The organism is Octadecabacter sp. SW4 (genome assembly GCF_008065155.1).
Lineage (GTDB): Bacteria > Pseudomonadota > Alphaproteobacteria > Rhodobacterales > Rhodobacteraceae > SW4.
In genome coordinates this window covers 77,244-97,140 of sequence record NZ_CP042819.1, presented here as the reverse complement: position 1 = coordinate 97,140, position 19,897 = coordinate 77,244, and the positions used below count along the sequence as shown (strand labels likewise).

Here is a 19,897-nt window from a genome sequence, read left to right as displayed (position 1 = left end):
AACTGGCCCGAGCTCGAACGCGAACAGGGGGCTTCGAAATGGCCAAACCAATGACCTCCGAGATCGAGTGTGGCGACTGCCCGATCAGGCATCGCGCCGTCTGCGCAAGATGCGAGACGGACGAGCTCGAAACGCTTGAAGAGATCAAATACTACCGCAACTATTCTGCGGGGCAGACGATCTGCTGGGCCGGTGACGACATGCCGTTTGTCGCCTCGGTTGTGCGCGGCGTGTCGTCCCTGAGTCAGACACTGGAAGACGGGCGCACGCAGATGGTCGGCCTGCTGCTGCCGTCCGATTTCATCGGCCGCCCGGGCCGGTCCCGTTCGCCCTATGATGTTGTCGCTGTGTCGGATGTAACGATGTGTTGTTTCCGCCGCAAACCCTTTGAAGACCTGCTGGGCACGACCCCCGCCATATCCGAACGTCTGCTTGAGATGACGATGGATGAACTGGACGCCGCACGCGAATGGATGCTGATCCTTGGCCGCAAGACAGCGCGCGAAAAGATCGCCAGCCTTCTGACGATCCTTGCGCGGCGCGAAGCCAGCATCGGCTTGGCCGCGCGTGGTGGCACCCTGTCGATTGATCTGCCTCTGACCCGCGAGGCGATGGCTGATTACCTTGGGTTGACGCTGGAAACCGTGAGCCGCCAGATTTCCGCCCTCAAGCGTGAAGGTATTATCGTTCTGGATGGTAAACGCCGCGTGCAAGTGCCCGACATCAGCCGCCTTGTCATGGAAACCGGCGACGATATGGATGGCGGGATGATCGCCTGACGCAGCGGTGCGCTGATCTGTTTGCATCGCCGCGCCGCGCATCAGTGCGCCATCAGCAGGGGCAGTTCGGCCCCTTCCAGCATATCCCGTGTCGCGCCGCCAAGGATTGCTTCGCGCATGCGTGAATGACCGTAAGCACCCATCACGATCAGATCTGCATCGCGATCGTTGGCAAATCGCGTCATGACTTCGGACACCCGCGGCAGGGTCCGTGACAGAATGGACACCTCAGCCTTGATCCCGTGGCGCGCCAGCATGACGCAGATCGCGCCACCCGGGTCAGACCGTTCAGGTGAGTGGCTGGGCGGATCGACCATCACCACGTCAACGCGGTCAGCCGCCTGCAATACCGGAAGCGCCTTGCGGATCGCCGCAAAGGCCTCGTCGCTTTCGTTCCAGGCCACGACCACCCGCTCGAACGGTCTGGAATAGTCCGAATCTGATGAGGGCGGGATCACCAGGATCGGTGCGCCGGTGCCAAACAACGACGCCTCGAGTGCGCTGACCTGCAAGGGTCCGCGCCCCTTGCCATAAGGCTGAGAGGCCACAACAAGGTCGCAGTAGCGCGACAGCCGCGAAATCATGCCATCAAGGCCCATGTTGGGCACGACGTTTGACTGCACGGCATAAGCCAGCCCCGCATTTTTCAGCGTGGCGCGCACCCATTTCGCCAGTTCCTCGGCCCTTTCGTGGGCCTCGGCAGCGCCGGATTCGATGACGATCGCCGCCGAACCCGCTGGCAGAGGCTCATAGCGCGCCGGATCAACACCGATGCAATAGACATCAAGGTGGGCGTCATTCTGGCGTGCAAGCCCCTGGGCGGCCTCCAGTGCGGATGCGTCCACGTCCTTGTCTGTCACGACGAGAGTGAGTGTCTTGTAGGCCATGATAGATTCCCTTTTTGCGGCTGAACCTTGCCCCAGACTGACAGGTCACGGCGCAGCCGCCCTTGATATCTATCAACTATCGGCTCGCGAAAACTTGACATGGATCAAGGCGACGCACCCCCTTGAAATGTGAAACCCACTACCATGAGACAAAACTGTTCACGAATCCGTGCGCGGTAAACGAAGGGAACGCATGTCATGTGGGATTGGATCAAGATTGCGCTTTTGGGGCTGATAACCCTTGGCGCAGCATTGGCGGCGAACTGGGCAAGGGACTTGGCTTACCAAGTGCACGCCCTGATCGTCATGGCCGTCGCGGCCGGGCTGTTCATCTGGTCAGTCAGAACTGCCGGGGACGACAAAGGCCCGGTGGAAACCGGCTATATGGATGGCGTCATCCGTGCCGGTGTTGTCGCAACAACATTTTGGGGGCTGGCAGGTTTTCTGGTCGGCGTCTGGATTGCGTTCCAGCTTGCCTTTCCGCAGCTAAACTTTGAATTCCTGCAAGGTTACGGCAACTTTGGCCGTCTGCGTCCGCTGCACACCTCGGCAGTGATTTTCGCCTTTGGCGGCAACGCCTTGATCGCAACGTCCTTTTACATCGTGCAACGCACCTGCGCGGCCCGCCTTTGGGGCGGAAACCTGCCCTGGTTCGTGTTCTGGGGCTACAACCTGTTTATCGTGCTGGCGGCAACGGGATACCTGATGGGGGCAACCCAGTCCAAGGAATACGCCGAACCCGAATGGTATGTTGACCTGTGGCTGACAATTGTCTGGGTTGCCTATTTGCTGGTCTTCATGGGCACGCTTCTCAAGCGCAAAGAGCCACACATCTACGTGGCAAACTGGTTCTTCCTGTCGTTCATCGTCACCGTTGCGATGCTCCACGTTATCAACAACCTCGCCATTCCGGTATCGGTCTTTGGGTCGCGTTCCGTAAGTGCGTTTGCGGGCGTGCAGGATGCCATGACGCAATGGTGGTATGGCCACAACGCCGTGGGCTTCTTCCTGACTGCCGGCTTCCTAGGGATGATGTATTACTTTGTGCCCAAGCAGGCCGAAAAGCCTGTGTTCAGCTACAAACTGTCGATCATCCACTTCTGGGCGCTGATCTTCCTTTATATCTGGGCTGGTCCACACCACCTGCACTACACAGCCTTGCCCGACTGGGCATCGACCCTTGGTATGGTCTTTTCCATCGTGCTTTGGATGCCAAGCTGGGGCGGGATGATCAACGGCCTGATGACGCTGAACGGCGCCTGGGACAAGATCCGCACCGATCCGATTATCCGGATGATGGTTATTTCGCTGGGGTTCTACGGGATGTCCACATTCGAGGGTCCGATGATGTCGATCCGCGCCGTGAATTCCCTGTCGCACTACACCGACTGGACCATTGGCCACGTGCACTCGGGCGCACTCGGCTGGAACGGGATGATCACCTTCTCGGCGCTTTACTTCCTGACGCCAAAACTGTGGAGCAAGCAGCGCCTTTACAGCCTGTCGCTGGTCAACTGGCACTTCTGGCTCGCCACGATCGGCATCATTCTCTACGCGGCCTCGATGTGGGTCACGGGGATCATGGAAGGCCTGATGTGGCGTGAAGTTGATGCGCAGGGTTTCCTTGTGAACTCCTTTGCCGACACCGTGTCTGCCAAGTTCCCGATGTATGTGGTTCGCGGTCTGGGCGGGGTTCTTTACCTCACCGGTGCGCTAATCATGGCCTATAACCTGTGGATGACCGCATTCGGCAAAAAGTCTGCCGCAATCGTCGCCGCACCAGCTGAATAAGGAGGAACGAACATGGCTTTCCTTGATCGTCACAAGGTTCTTGAAAAGAACGCGACCTTATTGCTGGCTGGTAGCCTTCTGGTCGTGACTGTCGGCGGTATCGTCGAAATCGCACCGCTGTTCTATCTGGAGAACACCATCGAGGAAGTGGAGGGCATGCGCCCCTACTCCCCGCTGGAGTTGACCGGACGCGAGATTTATATCCGCGAGGGGTGCTATGTCTGCCACAGCCAGATGATCCGCCCGATGCGCGACGAGGTCGAGCGGTATGGCCACTACTCGCTGGCAGCGGAGTCGATGTATGACCATCCGTTCCAATGGGGCTCCAAACGGACAGGGCCCGACCTTGCCCGCGTTGGTGGCCGCTATTCGGACGAGTGGCAGGTGGATCACCTGACCGATCCACAGTCGGTTGTGCCAGAATCGGTGATGCCGCCCTATGGCTACCTGACCGAAACGCTGATCGAGCCGACATACATCGAAGATTTGCTTGGGGCACATGCCGCAGTTGGCGTGCCCTACACCGAAGAGATGATCGCGTCAGCGCGTGCCGACTTTATGGTGCAGGTTGATCCGTTTGGTGACACCGACGGGTTGCTTGAACGCTATCCAAAAGCACAGGTGCGCAACTTTGATGGCCAGCCGGGCATCAGCGAGATGGATGCGCTTGTCGCTTACCTGCAAATGTTGGGCACGTTGGTCGATTTCTCGACCTTCACACCCGATGCAAGCCGCTAGGAGGGGATCGCATGGACTATAATATCCTGCGCGAGATTGCAGACAGTTGGGTGCTACTTGCCCTGTTCATCTTCTTCATAGGGGTCATATTTTTCGCCTTCCGTCCTGGCAGCCGCAAGGTGCACAACGACGCGGCAAACGTGCCTTTCCGGCACGAAGATCGCCCCGCTGACAGCATTTCCAGCGACCCGGAGGGTCAGTCATGAGCAAAAAACAAGACAACAACCAAGAAGAGCCCGATACCACCGGCCACAGCTGGGACGGGATCGAGGAATACAACAATCCCCTGCCACGGTGGTGGGTCTGGTGCCTTTACGCCACGATCGCCTGGGGCATCCTTTACACCATTGCCTACCCGGCGTGGCCCTTGATCAAGGGCGCAACGCCCGGTCTGCTGGGCTATTCCACCCGGGCCGAGGTGGCCGAGGATATCGCTGCCGTCGAAGCCGCAAACGCCGATCTGATGGCCAAGCTGGCCGATGTCGAGCTGGCGTCAATCTCTGACGACGCCGAGCTGTATGGCTTTGCCGTCAACGGTGGTGCCGCGATCTTCCGTGCCAATTGTTCGCAGTGTCACGGGTCCGGCGCAGCCGGCGCGACAGGCTATCCAAACCTGCTTGATGATGACTGGCTTTGGGGCGGCACGATCGAGGATATCGCCTATACGGTGGCCCACGGGATCCGCAACGAACAGTCACTTGATTCACGGTATTCGGAAATGACCGCTTTTGACGAGATCCTGACCGACGAAGAACTCGACGCAGTGGTCAATCACGTGCTGGCGATTTCAGGACAGGACTATGATGCCGCCGCGGCGGATCTGGGCGCGACCGTCTATTATGACAACTGCGCCGCCTGCCACGGTGACAACGGCGAAGGCGTAGACGCCCTTGGCGCGCCGACCCTGAATGACGCGATCTGGCTTTACGGTAGCGACAAGGACTCCATCACCGAAACAGTCCGTTACGCCCGCTTTGGCGTGATGCCCGCCTGGTCCGAGGAATTCCGTGTCGGGAGCGGCCTGAGCCAGGCGGAAATCAATGCGGTTGCCGCCTACGTCCATCAGCTTGGTGGCGGTGAATAATATCTCTGGCGGGGTCTTGCAGCGGCCTCGCCAGACATAGACCCTGCGGTCTGTTCGCGCTTAACGCAGGGTCCCCTCTGGGAGGAGGGTTTCACCCCCGGAATGCCTCGTGCTTTTCGGGGGTGAATTTTTCTGGGACATGTCCAGGCCGATCGGGGCCTTTCCCTGCGACATTATTTCTTGATCCACATCAAGGCAATTGTGCCCCCATTTGCCGCATATACATTACAGCGAACAGATGTTTTCAGGACAAACGACATGAGCTCATCCGAGACCCCGTCCCTTTACGCCGCCCGCGAGCCCGTCTTTCCGCGCAAGGTGAAAGGCAAATTCCGGTCGATGAAGTGGCTGATCATGCTGGTCACGCTGGGGATATATTACCTCACGCCGCTGATCCGCTGGGATCGTGGCCCGGTCCTGCCCGATCAGGCCGTGTTGATTGATCTTGCGAACCGCCGGTTCTTTTTCTTCTTTATCGAAATCTGGCCGCACGAGTTTTATTTCATCGCAGGTCTGCTGATTATGGCGGGTTTGGGCCTGTTTTTGTTTACGTCGGCGCTGGGCCGGGTCTGGTGTGGCTATGCCTGTCCGCAGACCGTCTGGACCGACCTGTTTATTGCCACCGAACGTTGGATCGAGGGTGACCGCAACGCGCGAGTGCGTCTGTGGAAATCCAAGTGGAATTTCAAGAAATGGCGGCTGCGGCTGACCAAATGGTTCGTCTGGATCCTGATCGGTATCGCCACGGGTGGGGCCTGGGTGTTCTATTTCACTGATGCCCCCACGCTGGCCGTTGATCTGGTCCGCGGGACGGCCCATCCGGTGGCTTATACGACGATGGCGATCCTGGGGCTGACGACGTTCTTCTTTGGTGGGATCGCCCGTGAACAGGTGTGTATCTACGCCTGCCCCTGGCCGCGCATTCAGGCCGCGATGATGGACGAGGACACCATCACAATCGGCTACCGCGAATGGCGTGGCGAGCCGCGCAAACATTCCGAAGCCGTCAAATCCGGCGAACCGATGGGCGACTGCATTGATTGCATGGCCTGCGTCAACGTCTGCCCGATGGGGATCGACATTCGCGACGGGCAGCAAATGGAGTGTATCACCTGTGGCCTCTGCATTGATGCCTGTGACGATATCATGGCCAAGACGGGCAAGCCGCGCGGCCTGGTCGACTACTTTGCGCTCAAGGATGAACCGGCCGAACGTGCGGGCGGTGGGCAAGTGCCGATCTGGAAGCACGTGTTCCGGCCTCGTACTATCCTGTATACCAGCCTCTGGGCACTTGTTGGCGTTGGTCTGATCATCGCGCTTTTGATGCGTTCAAGCATCGACATGACCGTTGCCCCAGTGCGTAACCCGCAATTCGTGACCCTGTCTGACGGCAGCATCCGCAACGCTTACGACATTCGCCTGCGCAACATGTATGGTGATAATCGCGCGTTTGAAATCACGGCAACGTCAGAGGCGGACCTGCAGGTCGAAATCGAAGGCGAAGAAGCAGGCGACACAACCGTCACAGTCCCCGTCGACGAAACGCGCCTTGTGCGGGTCTATGTCATGGCAGACCGCGACGCGCCTGCCGCAGCAGCGGAACGCACGGATCTGCGTTTCTGGGTGCAAGACCTTGAAAGTGGCGATCAGTCATTTCAGGATACGATCTTTAACGGAAAGGGAAACTGATGGCTGCTCCTATCACTGGCCGCAAAGTGTTCTTTGGGATGTCTGCCGCCTTTGGCGTCATCATCGCGGTGAACCTGTTTATGGCCTATTCGGCGGTGCGAACCTTTCCCGGGCTTGAGGTCAAGAACTCTTATGTCGCCAGCCAGAATTTTGACCGCGACCGCGCCGCCCAAGAGGCCTTGGGGTGGTCAATCCACGCCGAGGTGCATCAAGAAGAACTGCAGCTGGCAATTACGAATGATGTGGGTCAACCGGTTGAGGTGGCTGAACTGACCGGCACCTTTGGGCGCGCCACGAGCGTGCGCGATGATCAGATACCGGATTTCGTCTTTGATGGCACTTTGTATCGCGCGCCTGTCGCCACCTCGGCAGGCAACTGGAACCTGCGCTTTGAGGCCATGGCCAAGGATGGCACAATGTTCCGCCAGCGCGTCGTTGTTCTGGTCGAACGCTAGGAGCCTGCGATGACCACCAGCGAAAGCCCCAGCGCTGGCGCCTGCCCCGGATGCCTAGCCGCGCCGGTGATGAGCGAACGCGCCCGAAAACGGGCCCAAGCAATTGGCACAGAGATCCAGCTTTCCCTGCCCGCGATCCATTGCGCGGGCTGCATTTCAGGCGTCGAGCGCGGCTTGATGGCGCTGGACGGCGTCAATGATGTGCGCGTGAATCTGACCCGTAAACGCGCAACGGTGCATGTCGCTGACGGACTCGAAGCCGCAGATTTGACAGCGGCCCTCTCGGCCCTCGGGTTCGAGGCGCTGCCGCTGGACAGCGCAACCCTGTCAGCGGGCACAAGCGACCGCGCCGCGCGTGATTTACTGATGCGCCTTGGCGTTTCGGGCTTTGCGATGATGAATGTGATGCTGTTGTCGGTGGCCGTCTGGTCGGGCGCGACAGATGCGACGCGCGATCTGTTCCATTGGATATCGGCGATGATCGCCCTTCCGACCATCGCCTTTTCCGCGCAGCCCTTCTTTCGCAACGCTTGGTCCGCCTTGCAGGCCTACCGTTTGAACATGGATGTGCCGATTTCGCTGGCGATCTTGCTTGCGGCGGGCATGTCGTTGTTCGAAACGATGAACAGCGGCGAGAACGCCTATTTCGATGCAGCCCTGTCGCTGACGTTCTTTTTGCTAGCGGGGCGCTTTCTGGATCAAAAGATGCGCAGTGTCGCGCGGTCTGCCGCAGCCGAGCTGGCGGCGCTTGAATCGCCAACAGCCCTGCGTCTGGTCAATGGCGTTGCCGAAACCGTGCCACTGACGGCGATCGCGGTGGGCGATATCTTGATGGTCCGGCCCGGCGGGCGCGTTCCCGTTGATGGCACCGTGGTTGACGGCACAAGCGAACTGGACCGCGCATTCCTGACAGGCGAGACCGATCCCGTGGCTGTGGATGTTGGCACGTCCGTGCGCGCGGGCGAAGTGAACCTGACCGGCCCCTTGCATGTGCGCGCCGAGGCCGTGGGCAAGGACACCCTGCTGCACAGTCTTGCGGATATGGTATCGGTCGCCGAAGAAGCGAAATCCAAGTATAACTCGCTGGCTGATCGGGCCGCGCGCATCTATGCGCCGTTGGTGCATTTGCTGGCGCTGGCGGCCTTTGTGCTGTGGCTGTGGTTGACAGGCGGCGATGTGCGCCTTGCGCTCAACATCGCCGTGGCCGTGCTGATCATCACCTGCCCCTGCGCGCTTGGTCTTGCGGTGCCAGCGGTTTCAACCGTGGCATCGGGACGGATGTTCAAACATGGCTTATTGGTGAAACACGCCACCGCGCTTGAACGGCTGGCCGAGGTCGACGAGGTTATTTTTGACAAGACTGGCACGCTGACAAAGGGCACGCCGCAACTGCGCGATCCCGATATGATCCCCGAGCGTGCCTTTGCAATTGCCGCAGCACTTGCGGATGCATCGTCACATCCCCGGTCTGCAGCGATTGGCGCAGCAGCGCGCGGGCGCGGTCTGCCAGTGGTCACTGTCACCGGTATCGTCGAACACCCCGGCCTTGGGGTCGAGGGCAAGTTGAACGGCAAGGTCGTGCGCCTTGGCCGCGCGGCCTGGGTCAGTGACGACACAGAATCCGGCGCGACCCAGATTGGCATCGCGGGGGAAGCGCCTGTATCGCTTGCCTTTGCCGACACCCTGCGCGACGGCGCGCATGATCTGATTGCGGCGCTTAATGCGCGCGGGTTGCCCGTGACCTTGCTGTCGGGGGATGCGCGCGATCCCGTGCAACTATTGGCCGATGAACTGGGGATCACGGATTGGCATGCCGGCGTCTTGCCCACCGAAAAGGCAGCCATGCTGGAAGACCGCAAATCCGCAGGCAAGCGTGTCTTGATGGTCGGTGACGGGCTGAACGATACGGCTGCACTTGCGCTTGCGCATGTGTCCATCGCGCCTGCCTCGGCGCTCGAGGCCGCGCGCGTTGCCGCCGATGTGGTGCTGGTGTCGCCCGATCTGTCGCATATCACGGATGCGCTGCGTATCGGCCGTTCGGCGCGGCATCGCATCCTGGAAAACTTTGGCGTCGCCGCGCTTTATAACAGTATTGCCGTGCCGATCGCCTTTCTCGGATTTGCCACGCCACTTAGTGCGGCGATTGCCATGTCGACCAGCTCGATTATCGTATCACTCAATGCAATGCGGACCCGCTGATGAAAGTCTTGTCTTATCTTATCCCGATCAGCCTGTTCCTGGGCGGCATTGGATTGGTCGCGTTCTTTTGGACGCTGAAGTCAAACCAGTATGACGACCCAGAAGGCGACAGCGCGCGCATCCTGCGCACCGATTACGACGACGAACCGGCGCAGGACTAGCGGGTCACTCGGCGCTTTTACGCCCCAGCCTGATTTTCAAAAATGGACTAATCCGCAGGTTTGTCCCTGTTTCAGGCCGCGAGCGCGTGCGCAACACAGGCGTGTTCTGCGAAACCTTGCTGTGGCTTTCGCGCAGCACGATATAAAGACCGCTGGCGATGATAATGCCCGCGCCGATTGATGTGTTCCAGTTCATCGATTCCTCAAAGAACAGGTAACCATAAAACGTGGCCCACAGGATTTGCGAATACTGCATGGGCGCGACGATCACCGCCTCGCCCGCCTTGTAGGCGGCGATGATGATCAGCCCGCCAGCGGTGCCGAAAGTTGCCAGCAGCGCCAAAAGGCCAATGTGTTCGATCGGCATCGGGAGATAGACGAGCGGCAGCATCGCCCCCATCACGATAAAGTTCGCGGCCATCGGGTAGAGCATCAGCACGATCGGTCGTTCATCGGCACCGATCTTGCGCACGACCACCGATGCGAACGACCCGCCAAAGGCCGCGACCAGGGCAGCGATGTGGCCTAGGCTCAGGTCGGTTTGACCGGGGCGCAGGACAACCAGAACGCCAGCAAGCCCCACCAGCACCGCAAGACCACGGCGCAAGCGCACCTTTTCACCCAGAAGCGGGATCGCAAGGACGGTGATCAGCAAAGGCGAGGCAAACAGGATCGTATAGGTCTGCGCCAGTGGCAGCACCGAAAACGCATAAAACGCGCTAAAGCCCGTGATCAGCGTCGCAAGCGTGCGAAACACGGTCCACCACGGGTGCGCGGGCAACAAGGTTCCCGGTTGCGGGTCGCGCATGATCATGAACATCGCCAGCGGAAAGCTGAACAAACCACTAAAGAAAATGACTTGAATCGGTGAATAGACCCCGCCAAGCACTTTCACAGCCACATCACCCGTCGCATAGACGGCGAAAGCCATTAGCGCCAAAAGCGCACCTTTTGCGTTTTGCGACATTGCATGTCCTATCGGGTGTTGACGCAAACTGTTTCAGACAATCCACGCCCCGGGTCAATGCGCCCTAGAGGCTGGCGTTCAGCGCGCCAACAATCGCATCGCCCATTTCTGTCGTGGAGATCGGGGCTACGCCGTCTTCCCCAATAAGGTCAGCCGTGCGCAAACCGTCTGCCAACACCTTTTCGATCGCAGCTTCAAGGCGGTCCGCCTCGCCCCCTTGATCAAAGGAATAGCGCAGCGCCATCGCAAAGCTGAGGATACAGGCAATCGGGTTTGCCTTGCCCTGTCCGGTGATGTCAGGGGCAGAGCCGTGGACGGGTTCATACATCGCTTTAGGGCGGCCATTGGCCATTGGCGATCCAAGCGAGGCCGAAGGCAGCATGCCCAGCGAACCGGTCAGCATTGCCGCGCAATCGGACAGGATGTCGCCAAACAGGTTATCCGTATAAATTACGTCGAACTGCTTGGGCGCGCGCACCAGCTGCATCGCGCCGTTGTCAGCATACATGTGCGACAGTTCAACTTCGGGGTAGTCCGCGTGAACTTCAGTCACAACATCGCGCCACAAGATACCGCTTTCCATGACGTTGGCCTTTTCCATCGAACACAGGCGTTTGTCGCGCTTCATCGCCAGTTCAAAAGCAGCGCGCGCACCACGTTCAATCTCTGCCTCGGTATAGCGCTGGGTGTTGATGCCAACGCGCATGTTGTCCTCGATGTGAATGCCACGGGGTTCGCCGAAATAAACGCCCGAGGTCAGTTCGCGCACGATCATGATATCAAGACCAGCGACGATGTCTTTCTTCAGCGAGGAAAAGTCGGCCAAGGCGTCAAAACACTGCGCCGGACGCAGGTTTGCGAACAGGTCCATTTCCTTGCGCAAACGCAGCAACCCACGCTCGGGCTTGACGGAAAAATCAAGGTTGTCGTAGGCGGGGCCACCGACAGCGCCCAGCAAAACAGCATCAACATCCTGGGCTTTTGCCATCGTGTCGTCGTGCAGCGGCACGCCGTGTTTGTCATAGGCTGCGCCGCCAACAAGGTCTTCAGACACATCGAACTTCATGTCCCGCTTGTCGCCATACCAGGTGATGATTTTCTTCACTTCGGTCATGACTTCGGGGCCGATGCCGTCACCGGCAAGAATAAGAAGGGACGGGTTCGACATGCTGGAATCCTTTGGCTGAATGCGTCGGCTTGCCCTAGCCTGTCAGGCCCGCAGGATCAAGTGACCAAGGGGCGCAACCCCGTTGCAAGCAAGTCCCAGACGCGGCGCACACGCGGGGTTTGGCGCATCGCCTCGTGGGCGACCAACCAGATCGGCAAGGGAGGCAACGGAAAGCCAAGGTCGATTTGAATCACATCGGGATCGTTCATCCCAAGTGACATCTGCGCAAAGCCGATTCCGCAACCGCTACGCACCAGATTCCAGTAGGCCACATTGTCATCGCAACGCACCTTGAACCAATCGCGATCAACGGGGAATCCGGCTGCGCGAAAACCGTCGATGATCGCCGGGCTCGTATCAAACCCGACAAAATCATGCGCCATGATATCGCCGCGCCCAGTCGGCACGCCGCGGCGCGCAACATAGGATTTCGACGCGAAAATCCCCAGCGGAATGTCCCCAAGGTGCTGCGCGACCAGGTCAAGCTGCTCCGGGCGATACATGCGCACGGCGATATCTGCCTCGCGGAACAGCAGGTTGCGGCTATCGTCGCTCGGGGCCAGCTCAATCGCGATGTCGGGTTCGCGGGTCCGGATATCGGCGATGATTGCAGGCAGGTGATAGAGCGACGTCGCGACGCTGGCGGTGATGCGCACAGTGCCGGCCAGTTTTACCTCGCGCCCCGCCGCCGTCAGCGTGATTTGCATCATTGCGTCGCGCATGGCGTTGGCGGGGGCAACCAACGCCGCGCCGGTTTCGGTTAGGGCAAAACCGCGTGCTTGCCGGTGAAACAGGGTCGCGCCCAGCTGGGTTTCCATCGCCCTGATCTGGCGGCCAAGAGTCGGCTGGCTGGCATTGAGGCTGCGTGCGGCGGCGGACAGGCTGCCGGTTTCTGCGACCGCAAGGAAGGCCTGCACAAGGGACCAGTCGAGGGTGTTCAAGGAATTTGTCATTCATAAATGAATACATGATCTGCGATTTTTAACAATTTCTATTCGCATTAGCATGGCGCATCTTGACACCACACCCCGACAAAAGGATCAGGCCATGACACAGACCGTATTGATTTTGGGCGCAAACGGAAAAATCGGCAGCCATACGGCTGCTGCATTTTGGAACGCGGGCTGGACCGTGCGCCACTATGATCGTTCCACCGATATGACGCAGGCCGCGATGGGCGCCGATGTGATCGTCAATGGGTTGAATCCGCCCGCCTATCACGATTGGGAAAACACCATTCCGGCGATCACCCAGCAGGTTATCGCCGCCGCAAAGGCCAGCGGCGCGACCGTCATCATCCCCGGTAACGTCTATAATTTCGGTGCCGCTGGCGGTGAATTGTCCGAGGATACGCCGCAGGCTCCCACGACCCGCAAGGGCCGCGTGCGGGTTGAGATGGAGGCGACCTACCGCGCCTCGGGCGTCCGGACGATCATCTTGCGTGCGGGCAGCTTCATTGATCCCAATCGCAACGGCGATGCGATGGCCATGATGCTATTGCGCGATCCGCGCAAAGCCAGGGTCGGGGCGATGGGCGCACCCGATATCATTCACGCCTATTGCTACCTGCCCGATTGGGCGCGCGCGGCTGTGGCCTTGGCCGAACGGCGCGACACCCTTGTCGCGTTTGCGGATATCCCGTTTCCGGGGCATGCATTTTCCGTCGCCGAATTCAAAGCCGTTCTGGAACAGGCGACCGGGCGCAGCTACAAGATTTCGCCGTTTCCCTGGTGGTTAATGACCGTTTTGTCACCCCTGTGGGAGCTTGCCCGCGAGTTGCGCGAAATGCGCTACCTGTGGGACATGTCGCATTGGATCGGGTCCGAAAAATTCACCCGTCTACTGCCGGACTTCAGGCCAACGGACACGCGCACGGTGATGTTGTCGGGCTTACCCGCCGACATCCACCCAGACAAGGCGGTGCGCGCCAGCGGCCAATCCGTCGCTGCCCAGTAGGCTTTCATCGCCCGGGGCGGGCCAGTAGACGCCTGCCCCGATGATCTGCCAATCGGCGGACGGGATCACATAGCTGACCCGCAGGTTCCCCGGCCCGTCACTGCGCCAATCGACCGTATCAAGGGCGGGATCGCCGCGGTGGGCGGGATCGGCGGCGGCGACCGCACCAAGGCTTGCCGGTTTCGGATCTTGCACACGGGGGTCGTTTAGCAACTCTGACATGGTGTCGCGAAACCCCTCGCCATCGACAGGATCAAGGTTCGCATTGCCGATGATGGCAAAACGCCCCTCGGGCGGCGGGCCCCAGGTGCCATCCAGAAACTGCATCCAAAACCGCGTTTCGTCCCGATTGCGCAGACCATTGCGATCTTCGGGGCCGTCAAAGACGGGCGCGGTCGCACTATAGGCAAGCAGGGTGATCGGCGGCCCGTTGGCTGGGCGGATCGGAACGACCCAATGGGCGGTTTCAGACAGGCGCTGCACCGCGCGCACCTGATCCGCCATCGGCGGGAGAGTGGCACCGGGAATGTCGCGCCACAGCAAATCGGAAAAGTTACGCACGCCGTCCGTATCGATGGGAAACCGCGACAGGACCGCCATGCCGCCATCGCCCGCAAATCGCCCATAGCCCTGATTGTCACGGGCATCGCCCAGCCGTCCGTCACCGTCATGGTCCAATCCGGTGGCCAGCCCTGTGTTGGGCAGGCGGGCGAATACGTAGGGCATAGGGTGGCCCGCGTCGGCAATCGCCCGGGAAAAGGCGGCAAGCGCCGCTCCGCCATAGTCATAGTCGAAATCTGTCAGCAGCAGGATATCCGGCGCGGTCTGCCTGATCACGGCGATGATCGCTGCAATCTGCGGATCTTCGCCCTTGTCGATATCGCGCAGCAGCAAACCCGGTCCATCGCGGCTAAGTGGGGCGGCATAGGTTGCGATGCGGTAGGGTTCAGTAAACGCTGGCAGCGCAAGCCAACACAAAATCAGGCTGGCAATGCACCTTCGGCTTTGGCTATGGCATAGGCGCGCGCGCGCTGATCGGCGATCATCTGCGCCACCCGCATCATCGCAATCCCGCGCATCAACAAACTGGCCGGCAAGAACGCCCATGCAGTCATCGTCCAAATCAGGGTGTGATCATTGGCCAGGCTGATGGGGTTGAACATGTCAGAGGCCAATTTCACGAATGCTGGGATAATGAATGGCAGCAGGAATCCTAATATAAGGTTAATCTGTCCGTCACGGTTCAGGCGGTCCACCACATCACCGCCCGCTGTGGGGTCAAACGTGGGCAGATTGGTCCAGACGTTGAAGCCACCCAACTGGCGCGGCCAGCCTGTGCCGCGCAAGATCAGCACGAAAATGGCAAGCGACAGGATAGACACAAGATAGGACAGACCCGCCGCCGTGCGCACGGAATCGATCAGTGCGGCATCGGCATCTTCGGGCATCATCAGCACCACAAGGCGCACCGGCGAATAGGGGAAATCGATCAGTTCGCCGATACGTGATCCGATGGCCTCGAAGAACAACGTGATCGTCGTGGGGTTGGCTTCTCCGCGCGCGATCACGGTCAGTGCGAAAACGGTGGCGTATAGCGCGAAAAAGCGCACGCGATTGAACGGCGGCGCGTCACGAAATTCCACAAGGCTGGGATAGGCCGAGTTATATTCGACAATCGTAAAGGCGGCGGCAAGAAGCCCGACGAGCACGACAATCTGTGTCGTATCGATTGATGTATTAACCAATAGCACCGACGGCGTCGCAATCAGCAACACTACAAGAATCGCGCGCAAGATCGCGCCTGCCAGCCGTGAAATCACTGCCCTACTACCCTCAATCCGGTCGGGGGCGATGCTTTGCCGCTCCCTTTTCCCAGTATGAACCCGCGCGTTTGTGGCGGGATGCCTCATATTTGCCATATTTGTGCCCAGATTCATTTCGCTTCACAAGCCTCTGGTAAGACTAGCGAAATATCTGAGGCGGTTTTGCGGCAGAGGTGGTGCGACTTTGCAACCATTGTGCAGCAGAACTATGGCCCACGCCAAATGTGGCGGTTGCACACCCGCATCTAGCTAAATGTAGCGGGCGCCCTCAAATCCGGTGGGTAGATGGTGTATGCAGGCCACAGCTTGCGGCCTGCACGGGTTATGCGATCAGACCCAAGGGCGCGCGGCGCTTGCCTCGGCCTCGAATGAATCAATCGACGCAGCCTTTTCCATCGTCAGGCCGATATCATCGAGACCGTTCATCAGGCAGTGTTTCTTGAAGCTGTCGACTTCGAAGGTAAAGGTTTCACCATCCGATGACGTCACGGTTTGCGCCTCAAGGTCGACTTCGATCCGCGCGTTCGCGCCTTTTTCGGCGTCCTTCATCAGAATGTCGCGCTGATCTTCCGGCAGAACGATGGGCAGGATGCCGTTCTTGAAACAGTTGTTATAGAAAATATCGGCAAAGCTGGTCGAAATCACGCAGCGGATGCCAAAATCAGCGATGGCCCAGGGCGCATGTTCGCGCGATGATCCGCAGCCAAAATTATCACCCGCCACCAGAATTGACGCCTCGCGATAGGCAGGCTTGTTCAACACGAAATCAGGGATTTCGTTGCCCTGACGATCAAAGCGCATCTCGTCAAACAGGTTCACGCCAAGGCCGGACCGTTTGATTGTCTTCAGGAACACCTTGGGGATGATCATATCGGTATCGATATTCACAAGGGGCATCGGCGCGGCAATGCCGCTGAGTTTGTCGAATTTTTCCATTCGTCGGATCCTTTCGCACGTGGTGGGGGCACCCACCCTACGGGGTAATATGTTAACGCGCGGAGGTCGAAAAATTAACCTATATGACCGCCGCGGTAAGGGATGGAAACCGTATGGAAAGCGTATGGAATCCATATGGGTGGGGTATGGCTACATCAGCTCGCGCACGTCAGTCAGGTGTCCGGTAATCGCCGCTGCTGCCGCCATGCCGGGTGATACAAGATGTGTGCGGCCCTTATAGCCCTGCCGCCCTTCGAAGTTCCGGTTCGACGTCGATGCGCAGCGTTCGCCTTCGGACAACTGATCCGGGTTCATCGCCAGACACATGGAACAGCCCGCCATGCGCCATTCAAAACCCGCCTCCTTGAAGATATCGGCAAGCCCTTCTTCTTCGGCCTGAGCGCGCACAAGGCCAGAACCGGGCACGACCATCGCGCGCATCCCGTCTTTGATTTTCTTGCCTTTCAGGATGGCCGCAGCAGCGCGCAGATCTTCGATACGCCCATTCGTGCAAGACCCGATGAATACCGTGTCGATTTCGATATCGGTCAGTTTCTGACCGGCCTTCAGGCCCATGTAATCGATCGAGCGTTTCGCCGCATCAACCTTGCCGCCCTTGAAAGACGCGGGGTCGGGCACCGTCGCGGTAATCGGCAGAACATCCTCGGGCGAGGTGCCCCATGTGACCGATGGCGCGATATCTTCGCCGCGCAGGGTCACGACCTTGTCCCAATGGGCGTCATCGTCGGAGTAAAGCGTTTCCCACCATGCCTTTGCGGCCTCCCACTGGGCCCCCTTGGGCGCATGGGGGCGGCCCTTGCAATAGGCGAACGTCTTGTCGTCCGGTGCGATCAGGCCAGCGCGCGCGCCGCCTTCGATCGCCATGTTGCAGACGGTCATGCGCCCTTCCATCGACAGATCGCGGATCGCTTCACCGCAGTATTCGATCACGTAGCCGGTGCCGCCGGCGGTGCCGGTTTCGCCGATCACGGACATGGTGATATCCTTGGCTGTGACACCGGGGGCCAGTTTGCCGGTGATCTCGACTTTCATGTTCTTCGACTTTTTCTGGATCAGCGTTTGCGTGGCCAGCACGTGTTCGACCTCGGATGTGCCGATACCGTGAGCCAACGCGCCGAATGCGCCGTGGGTCGCGGTGTGGCTATCGCCGCAGACCACGGTCATGCCCGGCAGGGTCCAGCCCTGTTCGGGGCCGACGATATGCACGATCCCCTGACGCACGTCGGACACGGGGTAATAGTGGATGCCGAAATCCTTGGCATTCTTGTCGAGCGCTTCGACCTGAATGCGCGAATCCTCGGTCATGGTTTCGGCGTTGGCACGGTCCAGCGTGGTGGGCACGTTGTGATCGGGCACGGCGATGGTTTTATCAGGTGCGCGCACGCCGCGGCCGGTCATGCGCAGCCCCTCGAATGCCTGCGGGCTGGTTACTTCGTGCACCAGATGGCGGTCGATATAAAGCAGGCAGGTGCCGTCCTCGGCCTCGTGTGCCACATGGGCATCCCAGATTTTATCATAGAGCGTTTTGGGGGACATGGTCCTCTCCCGAATAAGATGTGCGGAGTCAGTTGTTCTTGGCGCGGGGTGCGCGGGCACGGTTAGGTGCGGGCAAGCACCGTGTGGGTGGCACCGTGAAAGCGCTCGCGCAGGCGTGTGCGGTCGCAGATGTCAAAAATCACTATCATTGGGGTGGAATACACCCGCAGGCGGATCGCTGCAAGCGCGGTGCGCTGGCGACGTGATCAAAGCGCTGTCATGGATGTGCTTGCCCGTCATATCCGCGCCATGCACAATGCCTGCAACCAAGGGGCGCGCATGGAACCAGAAGAGCAACAAGACCTCGTCGAGCAGGCGGGCGAGATTTTCGAAGTCGGTCAGGGGCTGCTTGGGCAGGCACAGGCATTTCTGGAAACGCTGCTGCGCCCGTGGAATGCCTATCAGCTCGCAATTGCGCTGGCCGTGTTTGTCGTGGCCCACGTTTTATCGCGGATCGTGCAACCCCGCCTGCACGACTGGATGCGCACGCGCGAGGGCTGGCCCAAATGGCGCTTGCGGATTTTGCTGGTCGTGCACAAGCGGATGCGGATGATCTTTTTCGTCGCGCTGATCTGGATCACGGTGGCCGTGATGCGCGAAGTCACATGGCCCAGCCGGTCGTATCTGCTGGCAGGGATCGCGAATCTTGCGCTGGCCTGGCTGATCGTCACCTTTGCGACCCGTCTGATCGCCAACCCGTTCTTGCGCACCGTGGTGCGCTATGGCGCCTGGACCTGGGTGACGCTGCGCATTCTTGGTGTCACGGATCAGGCCGAACAACTGCTGGACAGCATCGCCGTCGAGATTGGCGAATTCCGCCTGTCGGTCTGGCTTGTGCTGCAGGCCGCGTTCATTCTGGGCGTTTTCTTTTTCGTTGCGCGGTTCATTTCCCGCACCTCGGCGGCACGTATTCAAGCGAACGAAGACATCAGCCCATCGATGCGCGTGCTGGTGGTCAAGTTCATACAAATCGCCCTATACGGTGTGGCCTTTTTCGTCGGGCTCAAGGCGGTTGGCTTTGATCTGACCGGCCTTGCGGTGCTGTCGGGTGCGATTGGTATCGGGCTTGGTTTTGGTTTGCAAAAGGTCGTGTCCAACCTTGTGTCGGGCATCATCATCCTACTGGATAAATCCATCAAGCCCGGTGACGTGATTACCGTGGGCGAAACATTTGGATGGATCAACAGCCTTGGGGCGCGTTACGTCAGCATCACCACACGGGACGGGCGCGAGTATCTGATCCCGAACGAAGACTTGATCACCACGCAGGTGGTCAACTGGTCCCATTCCAACGATTTTGTCCGGCTCGATATCTTTTTTGGCACTGCCTATGGCGACAACCCGCATGACGTTCGGCGTATTGCGATTGATGCGGCCAAAAGCGTTGATCGCGTACTGACGTTCCAGCCCCCCGTTTGTCATATCGTCGGGTTTGGTGACAGCAGTGTGGATTACATCTTGCGGTTCTGGATCAAAGACCCGACGGGCGGGCTGACCAACATTCGCGGCAATGTCTACCTTGCGCTGTGGGATGCGTTTGCCGAACACAACATCTCTATCCCGTTCCCGCAGCGCGAAGTGAAGGTGCTGGAAGGGTCGGAGTTGGGAACCAAGGTGATCGACTAGAGCCGAAGCCATGACGTTTGTCGTTGAATACTGGCAACATTGACCCAAGTTCTGCCGTTGCCGAAAGAAATACCGTGACAC

Annotated in this window: 19 protein-coding genes; 11 read left to right on the top strand and 8 right to left on the bottom strand. The window is 59.4% G+C overall.

Annotation, left to right across the window (positions count from 1 at the left end):
- Positions 1-38: 38 nt before the first annotated feature.
- Positions 39-779 (top strand): transcriptional regulator FnrL, encoded by a 741-nt coding sequence (gene fnrL, locus FTO60_RS00450; protein WP_148054117.1) that lies wholly within the window; start codon positions 39-41, stop codon positions 777-779.
- A 41-nt stretch (positions 780-820) separates the two neighbouring features.
- Here fnrL and FTO60_RS00445 read toward each other — a convergent pair whose 3' ends face one another.
- A complete protein-coding gene (locus FTO60_RS00445) occupies positions 821-1,666 on the bottom strand; it encodes a universal stress protein (protein WP_148054116.1) in 846 nt (281 codons plus the stop codon).
- Between the two features lie 198 nt (positions 1,667-1,864).
- Between FTO60_RS00445 and ccoN the strand changes: the two genes are divergently transcribed.
- From ccoN to ccoS, 8 genes are all read left to right on the top strand, one after another.
- Positions 1,865-3,457 carry a cytochrome-c oxidase, cbb3-type subunit I gene (ccoN, locus tag FTO60_RS00440; protein ID WP_148054115.1) on the top strand — a complete coding sequence of 531 codons (1,593 nt, stop codon included), beginning with the start codon at positions 1,865-1,867 and terminating at the stop codon, positions 3,455-3,457.
- A 12-nt stretch (positions 3,458-3,469) separates the two neighbouring features.
- The gene (gene ccoO, locus FTO60_RS00435; RefSeq protein WP_148054114.1) at positions 3,470-4,195 is read left to right on the top strand and encodes a cytochrome-c oxidase, cbb3-type subunit II; all 726 of its coding nucleotides are present in this window, start codon (positions 3,470-3,472) and stop codon (positions 4,193-4,195) included.
- Between the two features lie 11 nt (positions 4,196-4,206).
- Positions 4,207-4,401 (top strand): cbb3-type cytochrome c oxidase subunit 3, encoded by a 195-nt coding sequence (locus FTO60_RS00430; protein ID WP_148054113.1) that lies wholly within the window; start codon positions 4,207-4,209, stop codon positions 4,399-4,401.
- Positions 4,398-5,279, top strand: a complete 882-nt coding sequence (gene ccoP / locus FTO60_RS00425) for a cytochrome-c oxidase, cbb3-type subunit III (RefSeq protein ID WP_148054112.1) — start codon at positions 4,398-4,400, stop codon at positions 5,277-5,279. Before FTO60_RS00430 ends, ccoP begins: the two co-directional genes overlap by 4 nt.
- Positions 5,280-5,537: 258 nt before the next feature.
- Positions 5,538-6,968, top strand: coding sequence for a cytochrome c oxidase accessory protein CcoG (gene ccoG / locus FTO60_RS00420; RefSeq protein WP_148054111.1), 1,431 nt, complete (start codon positions 5,538-5,540; stop codon positions 6,966-6,968).
- Positions 6,968-7,423 carry a FixH family protein gene (locus FTO60_RS00415; RefSeq protein ID WP_148054110.1) on the top strand — a complete coding sequence of 152 codons (456 nt, stop codon included), beginning with the start codon at positions 6,968-6,970 and terminating at the stop codon, positions 7,421-7,423. The genes ccoG and FTO60_RS00415 overlap by 1 nt, the downstream gene beginning before the upstream one ends.
- A 9-nt stretch (positions 7,424-7,432) precedes the next feature.
- Positions 7,433-9,622 carry a heavy metal translocating P-type ATPase gene (locus tag FTO60_RS00410; RefSeq protein ID WP_148054109.1) on the top strand — a complete coding sequence of 730 codons (2,190 nt, stop codon included), beginning with the start codon at positions 7,433-7,435 and terminating at the stop codon, positions 9,620-9,622.
- Positions 9,622-9,783 (top strand): cbb3-type cytochrome oxidase assembly protein CcoS, encoded by a 162-nt coding sequence (gene ccoS, locus FTO60_RS00405; RefSeq protein ID WP_148054108.1) that lies wholly within the window; start codon positions 9,622-9,624, stop codon positions 9,781-9,783. Before FTO60_RS00410 ends, ccoS begins: the two co-directional genes overlap by 1 nt.
- Before the next feature lie 4 nt (positions 9,784-9,787).
- Here the strand turns inward: ccoS and FTO60_RS00400 are convergent, their stop codons facing one another.
- From FTO60_RS00400 to FTO60_RS00390, 3 genes are all read right to left on the bottom strand, one after another.
- On the bottom strand, positions 9,788-10,750 hold the full coding sequence (locus FTO60_RS00400; protein ID WP_148054107.1) for a DMT family transporter: 963 nt from the start codon (positions 10,748-10,750) through the stop codon (positions 9,788-9,790).
- Between the two features lie 64 nt (positions 10,751-10,814).
- Complete coding sequence (gene leuB / locus FTO60_RS00395) at positions 10,815-11,918, bottom strand: 3-isopropylmalate dehydrogenase (protein WP_148054106.1); 1,104 nt, start codon at positions 11,916-11,918, stop codon at positions 10,815-10,817.
- Between the two features lie 56 nt (positions 11,919-11,974).
- On the bottom strand, positions 11,975-12,871 hold the full coding sequence (locus FTO60_RS00390) for a LysR family transcriptional regulator (protein ID WP_148054105.1): 897 nt from the start codon (positions 12,869-12,871) through the stop codon (positions 11,975-11,977).
- Positions 12,872-12,965: 94 nt separating this feature from the next.
- Between FTO60_RS00390 and FTO60_RS00385 the strand changes: the two genes are divergently transcribed.
- Positions 12,966-13,874 carry a sugar nucleotide-binding protein gene (locus FTO60_RS00385; protein ID WP_148054104.1) on the top strand — a complete coding sequence of 303 codons (909 nt, stop codon included), beginning with the start codon at positions 12,966-12,968 and terminating at the stop codon, positions 13,872-13,874.
- Here FTO60_RS00385 and FTO60_RS00380 read toward each other — a convergent pair.
- The 4 genes from FTO60_RS00380 to leuC form a co-directional block, all read right to left on the bottom strand.
- Positions 13,809-14,852, bottom strand: a complete 1,044-nt coding sequence (locus tag FTO60_RS00380; protein WP_254696844.1) for an endonuclease/exonuclease/phosphatase family protein — start codon at positions 14,850-14,852, stop codon at positions 13,809-13,811. The genes FTO60_RS00385 and FTO60_RS00380 overlap by 66 nt on opposite strands.
- Before the next feature lie 2 nt (positions 14,853-14,854).
- Positions 14,855-15,667 carry a hypothetical protein gene (locus FTO60_RS00375; RefSeq protein WP_254696843.1) on the bottom strand — a complete coding sequence of 271 codons (813 nt, stop codon included), beginning with the start codon at positions 15,665-15,667 and terminating at the stop codon, positions 14,855-14,857.
- A gap of 360 nt (positions 15,668-16,027) precedes the next feature.
- The gene (gene leuD / locus FTO60_RS00370) at positions 16,028-16,633 is read right to left on the bottom strand and encodes a 3-isopropylmalate dehydratase small subunit (protein WP_148054102.1); all 606 of its coding nucleotides are present in this window, start codon (positions 16,631-16,633) and stop codon (positions 16,028-16,030) included.
- 150 nt (positions 16,634-16,783) lie between these two features.
- The gene (gene leuC, locus FTO60_RS00365; RefSeq protein ID WP_148054101.1) at positions 16,784-18,190 is read right to left on the bottom strand and encodes a 3-isopropylmalate dehydratase large subunit; all 1,407 of its coding nucleotides are present in this window, start codon (positions 18,188-18,190) and stop codon (positions 16,784-16,786) included.
- A gap of 279 nt (positions 18,191-18,469) precedes the next feature.
- Between leuC and FTO60_RS00360 the strand changes: the two genes are divergently transcribed.
- Complete coding sequence (locus FTO60_RS00360) at positions 18,470-19,816, top strand: mechanosensitive ion channel family protein (protein WP_148054100.1); 1,347 nt, start codon at positions 18,470-18,472, stop codon at positions 19,814-19,816.
- Positions 19,817-19,897: the final 81 nt, after the last annotated feature.

Bases quoted from the DNA above. Each gene is read 5' to 3' on its own strand.
- leuB (WP_148054106.1), bottom strand. From the start codon at position 11,918: ATGTCGAACCCGTCCCTTCTTATTCTTGCCGGTGACGGCATCGGCCCC.
- leuD (WP_148054102.1), bottom strand. From the start codon at position 16,633: ATGGAAAAATTCGACAAACTCAGCGGCATTGCCGCGCCGATGCCCCTT.
- FTO60_RS00410 (WP_148054109.1), top strand. From the start codon at position 7,433: ATGACCACCAGCGAAAGCCCCAGCGCTGGCGCCTGCCCCGGATGCCTA.
- FTO60_RS00430 (WP_148054113.1), top strand. From the start codon at position 4,207: ATGGACTATAATATCCTGCGCGAGATTGCAGACAGTTGGGTGCTACTT.
- FTO60_RS00385 (WP_148054104.1), top strand. From the start codon at position 12,966: ATGACACAGACCGTATTGATTTTGGGCGCAAACGGAAAAATCGGCAGC.
- ccoS (WP_148054108.1), top strand. From the start codon at position 9,622: ATGAAAGTCTTGTCTTATCTTATCCCGATCAGCCTGTTCCTGGGCGGC.
- FTO60_RS00400 (WP_148054107.1), bottom strand. From the start codon at position 10,750: ATGTCGCAAAACGCAAAAGGTGCGCTTTTGGCGCTAATGGCTTTCGCC.
- FTO60_RS00445 (WP_148054116.1), bottom strand. From the start codon at position 1,666: ATGGCCTACAAGACACTCACTCTCGTCGTGACAGACAAGGACGTGGAC.
- FTO60_RS00415 (WP_148054110.1), top strand. From the start codon at position 6,968: ATGGCTGCTCCTATCACTGGCCGCAAAGTGTTCTTTGGGATGTCTGCC.
- ccoN (WP_148054115.1), top strand. From the start codon at position 1,865: ATGTGGGATTGGATCAAGATTGCGCTTTTGGGGCTGATAACCCTTGGC.
- ccoO (WP_148054114.1), top strand. From the start codon at position 3,470: ATGGCTTTCCTTGATCGTCACAAGGTTCTTGAAAAGAACGCGACCTTA.
- FTO60_RS00390 (WP_148054105.1), bottom strand. From the start codon at position 12,871: ATGACAAATTCCTTGAACACCCTCGACTGGTCCCTTGTGCAGGCCTTC.
- fnrL (WP_148054117.1), top strand. From the start codon at position 39: ATGGCCAAACCAATGACCTCCGAGATCGAGTGTGGCGACTGCCCGATC.
- FTO60_RS00360 (WP_148054100.1), top strand. From the start codon at position 18,470: ATGGAACCAGAAGAGCAACAAGACCTCGTCGAGCAGGCGGGCGAGATT.
- ccoP (WP_148054112.1), top strand. From the start codon at position 4,398: ATGAGCAAAAAACAAGACAACAACCAAGAAGAGCCCGATACCACCGGC.
- leuC (WP_148054101.1), bottom strand. From the start codon at position 18,190: ATGTCCCCCAAAACGCTCTATGATAAAATCTGGGATGCCCATGTGGCA.
- ccoG (WP_148054111.1), top strand. From the start codon at position 5,538: ATGAGCTCATCCGAGACCCCGTCCCTTTACGCCGCCCGCGAGCCCGTC.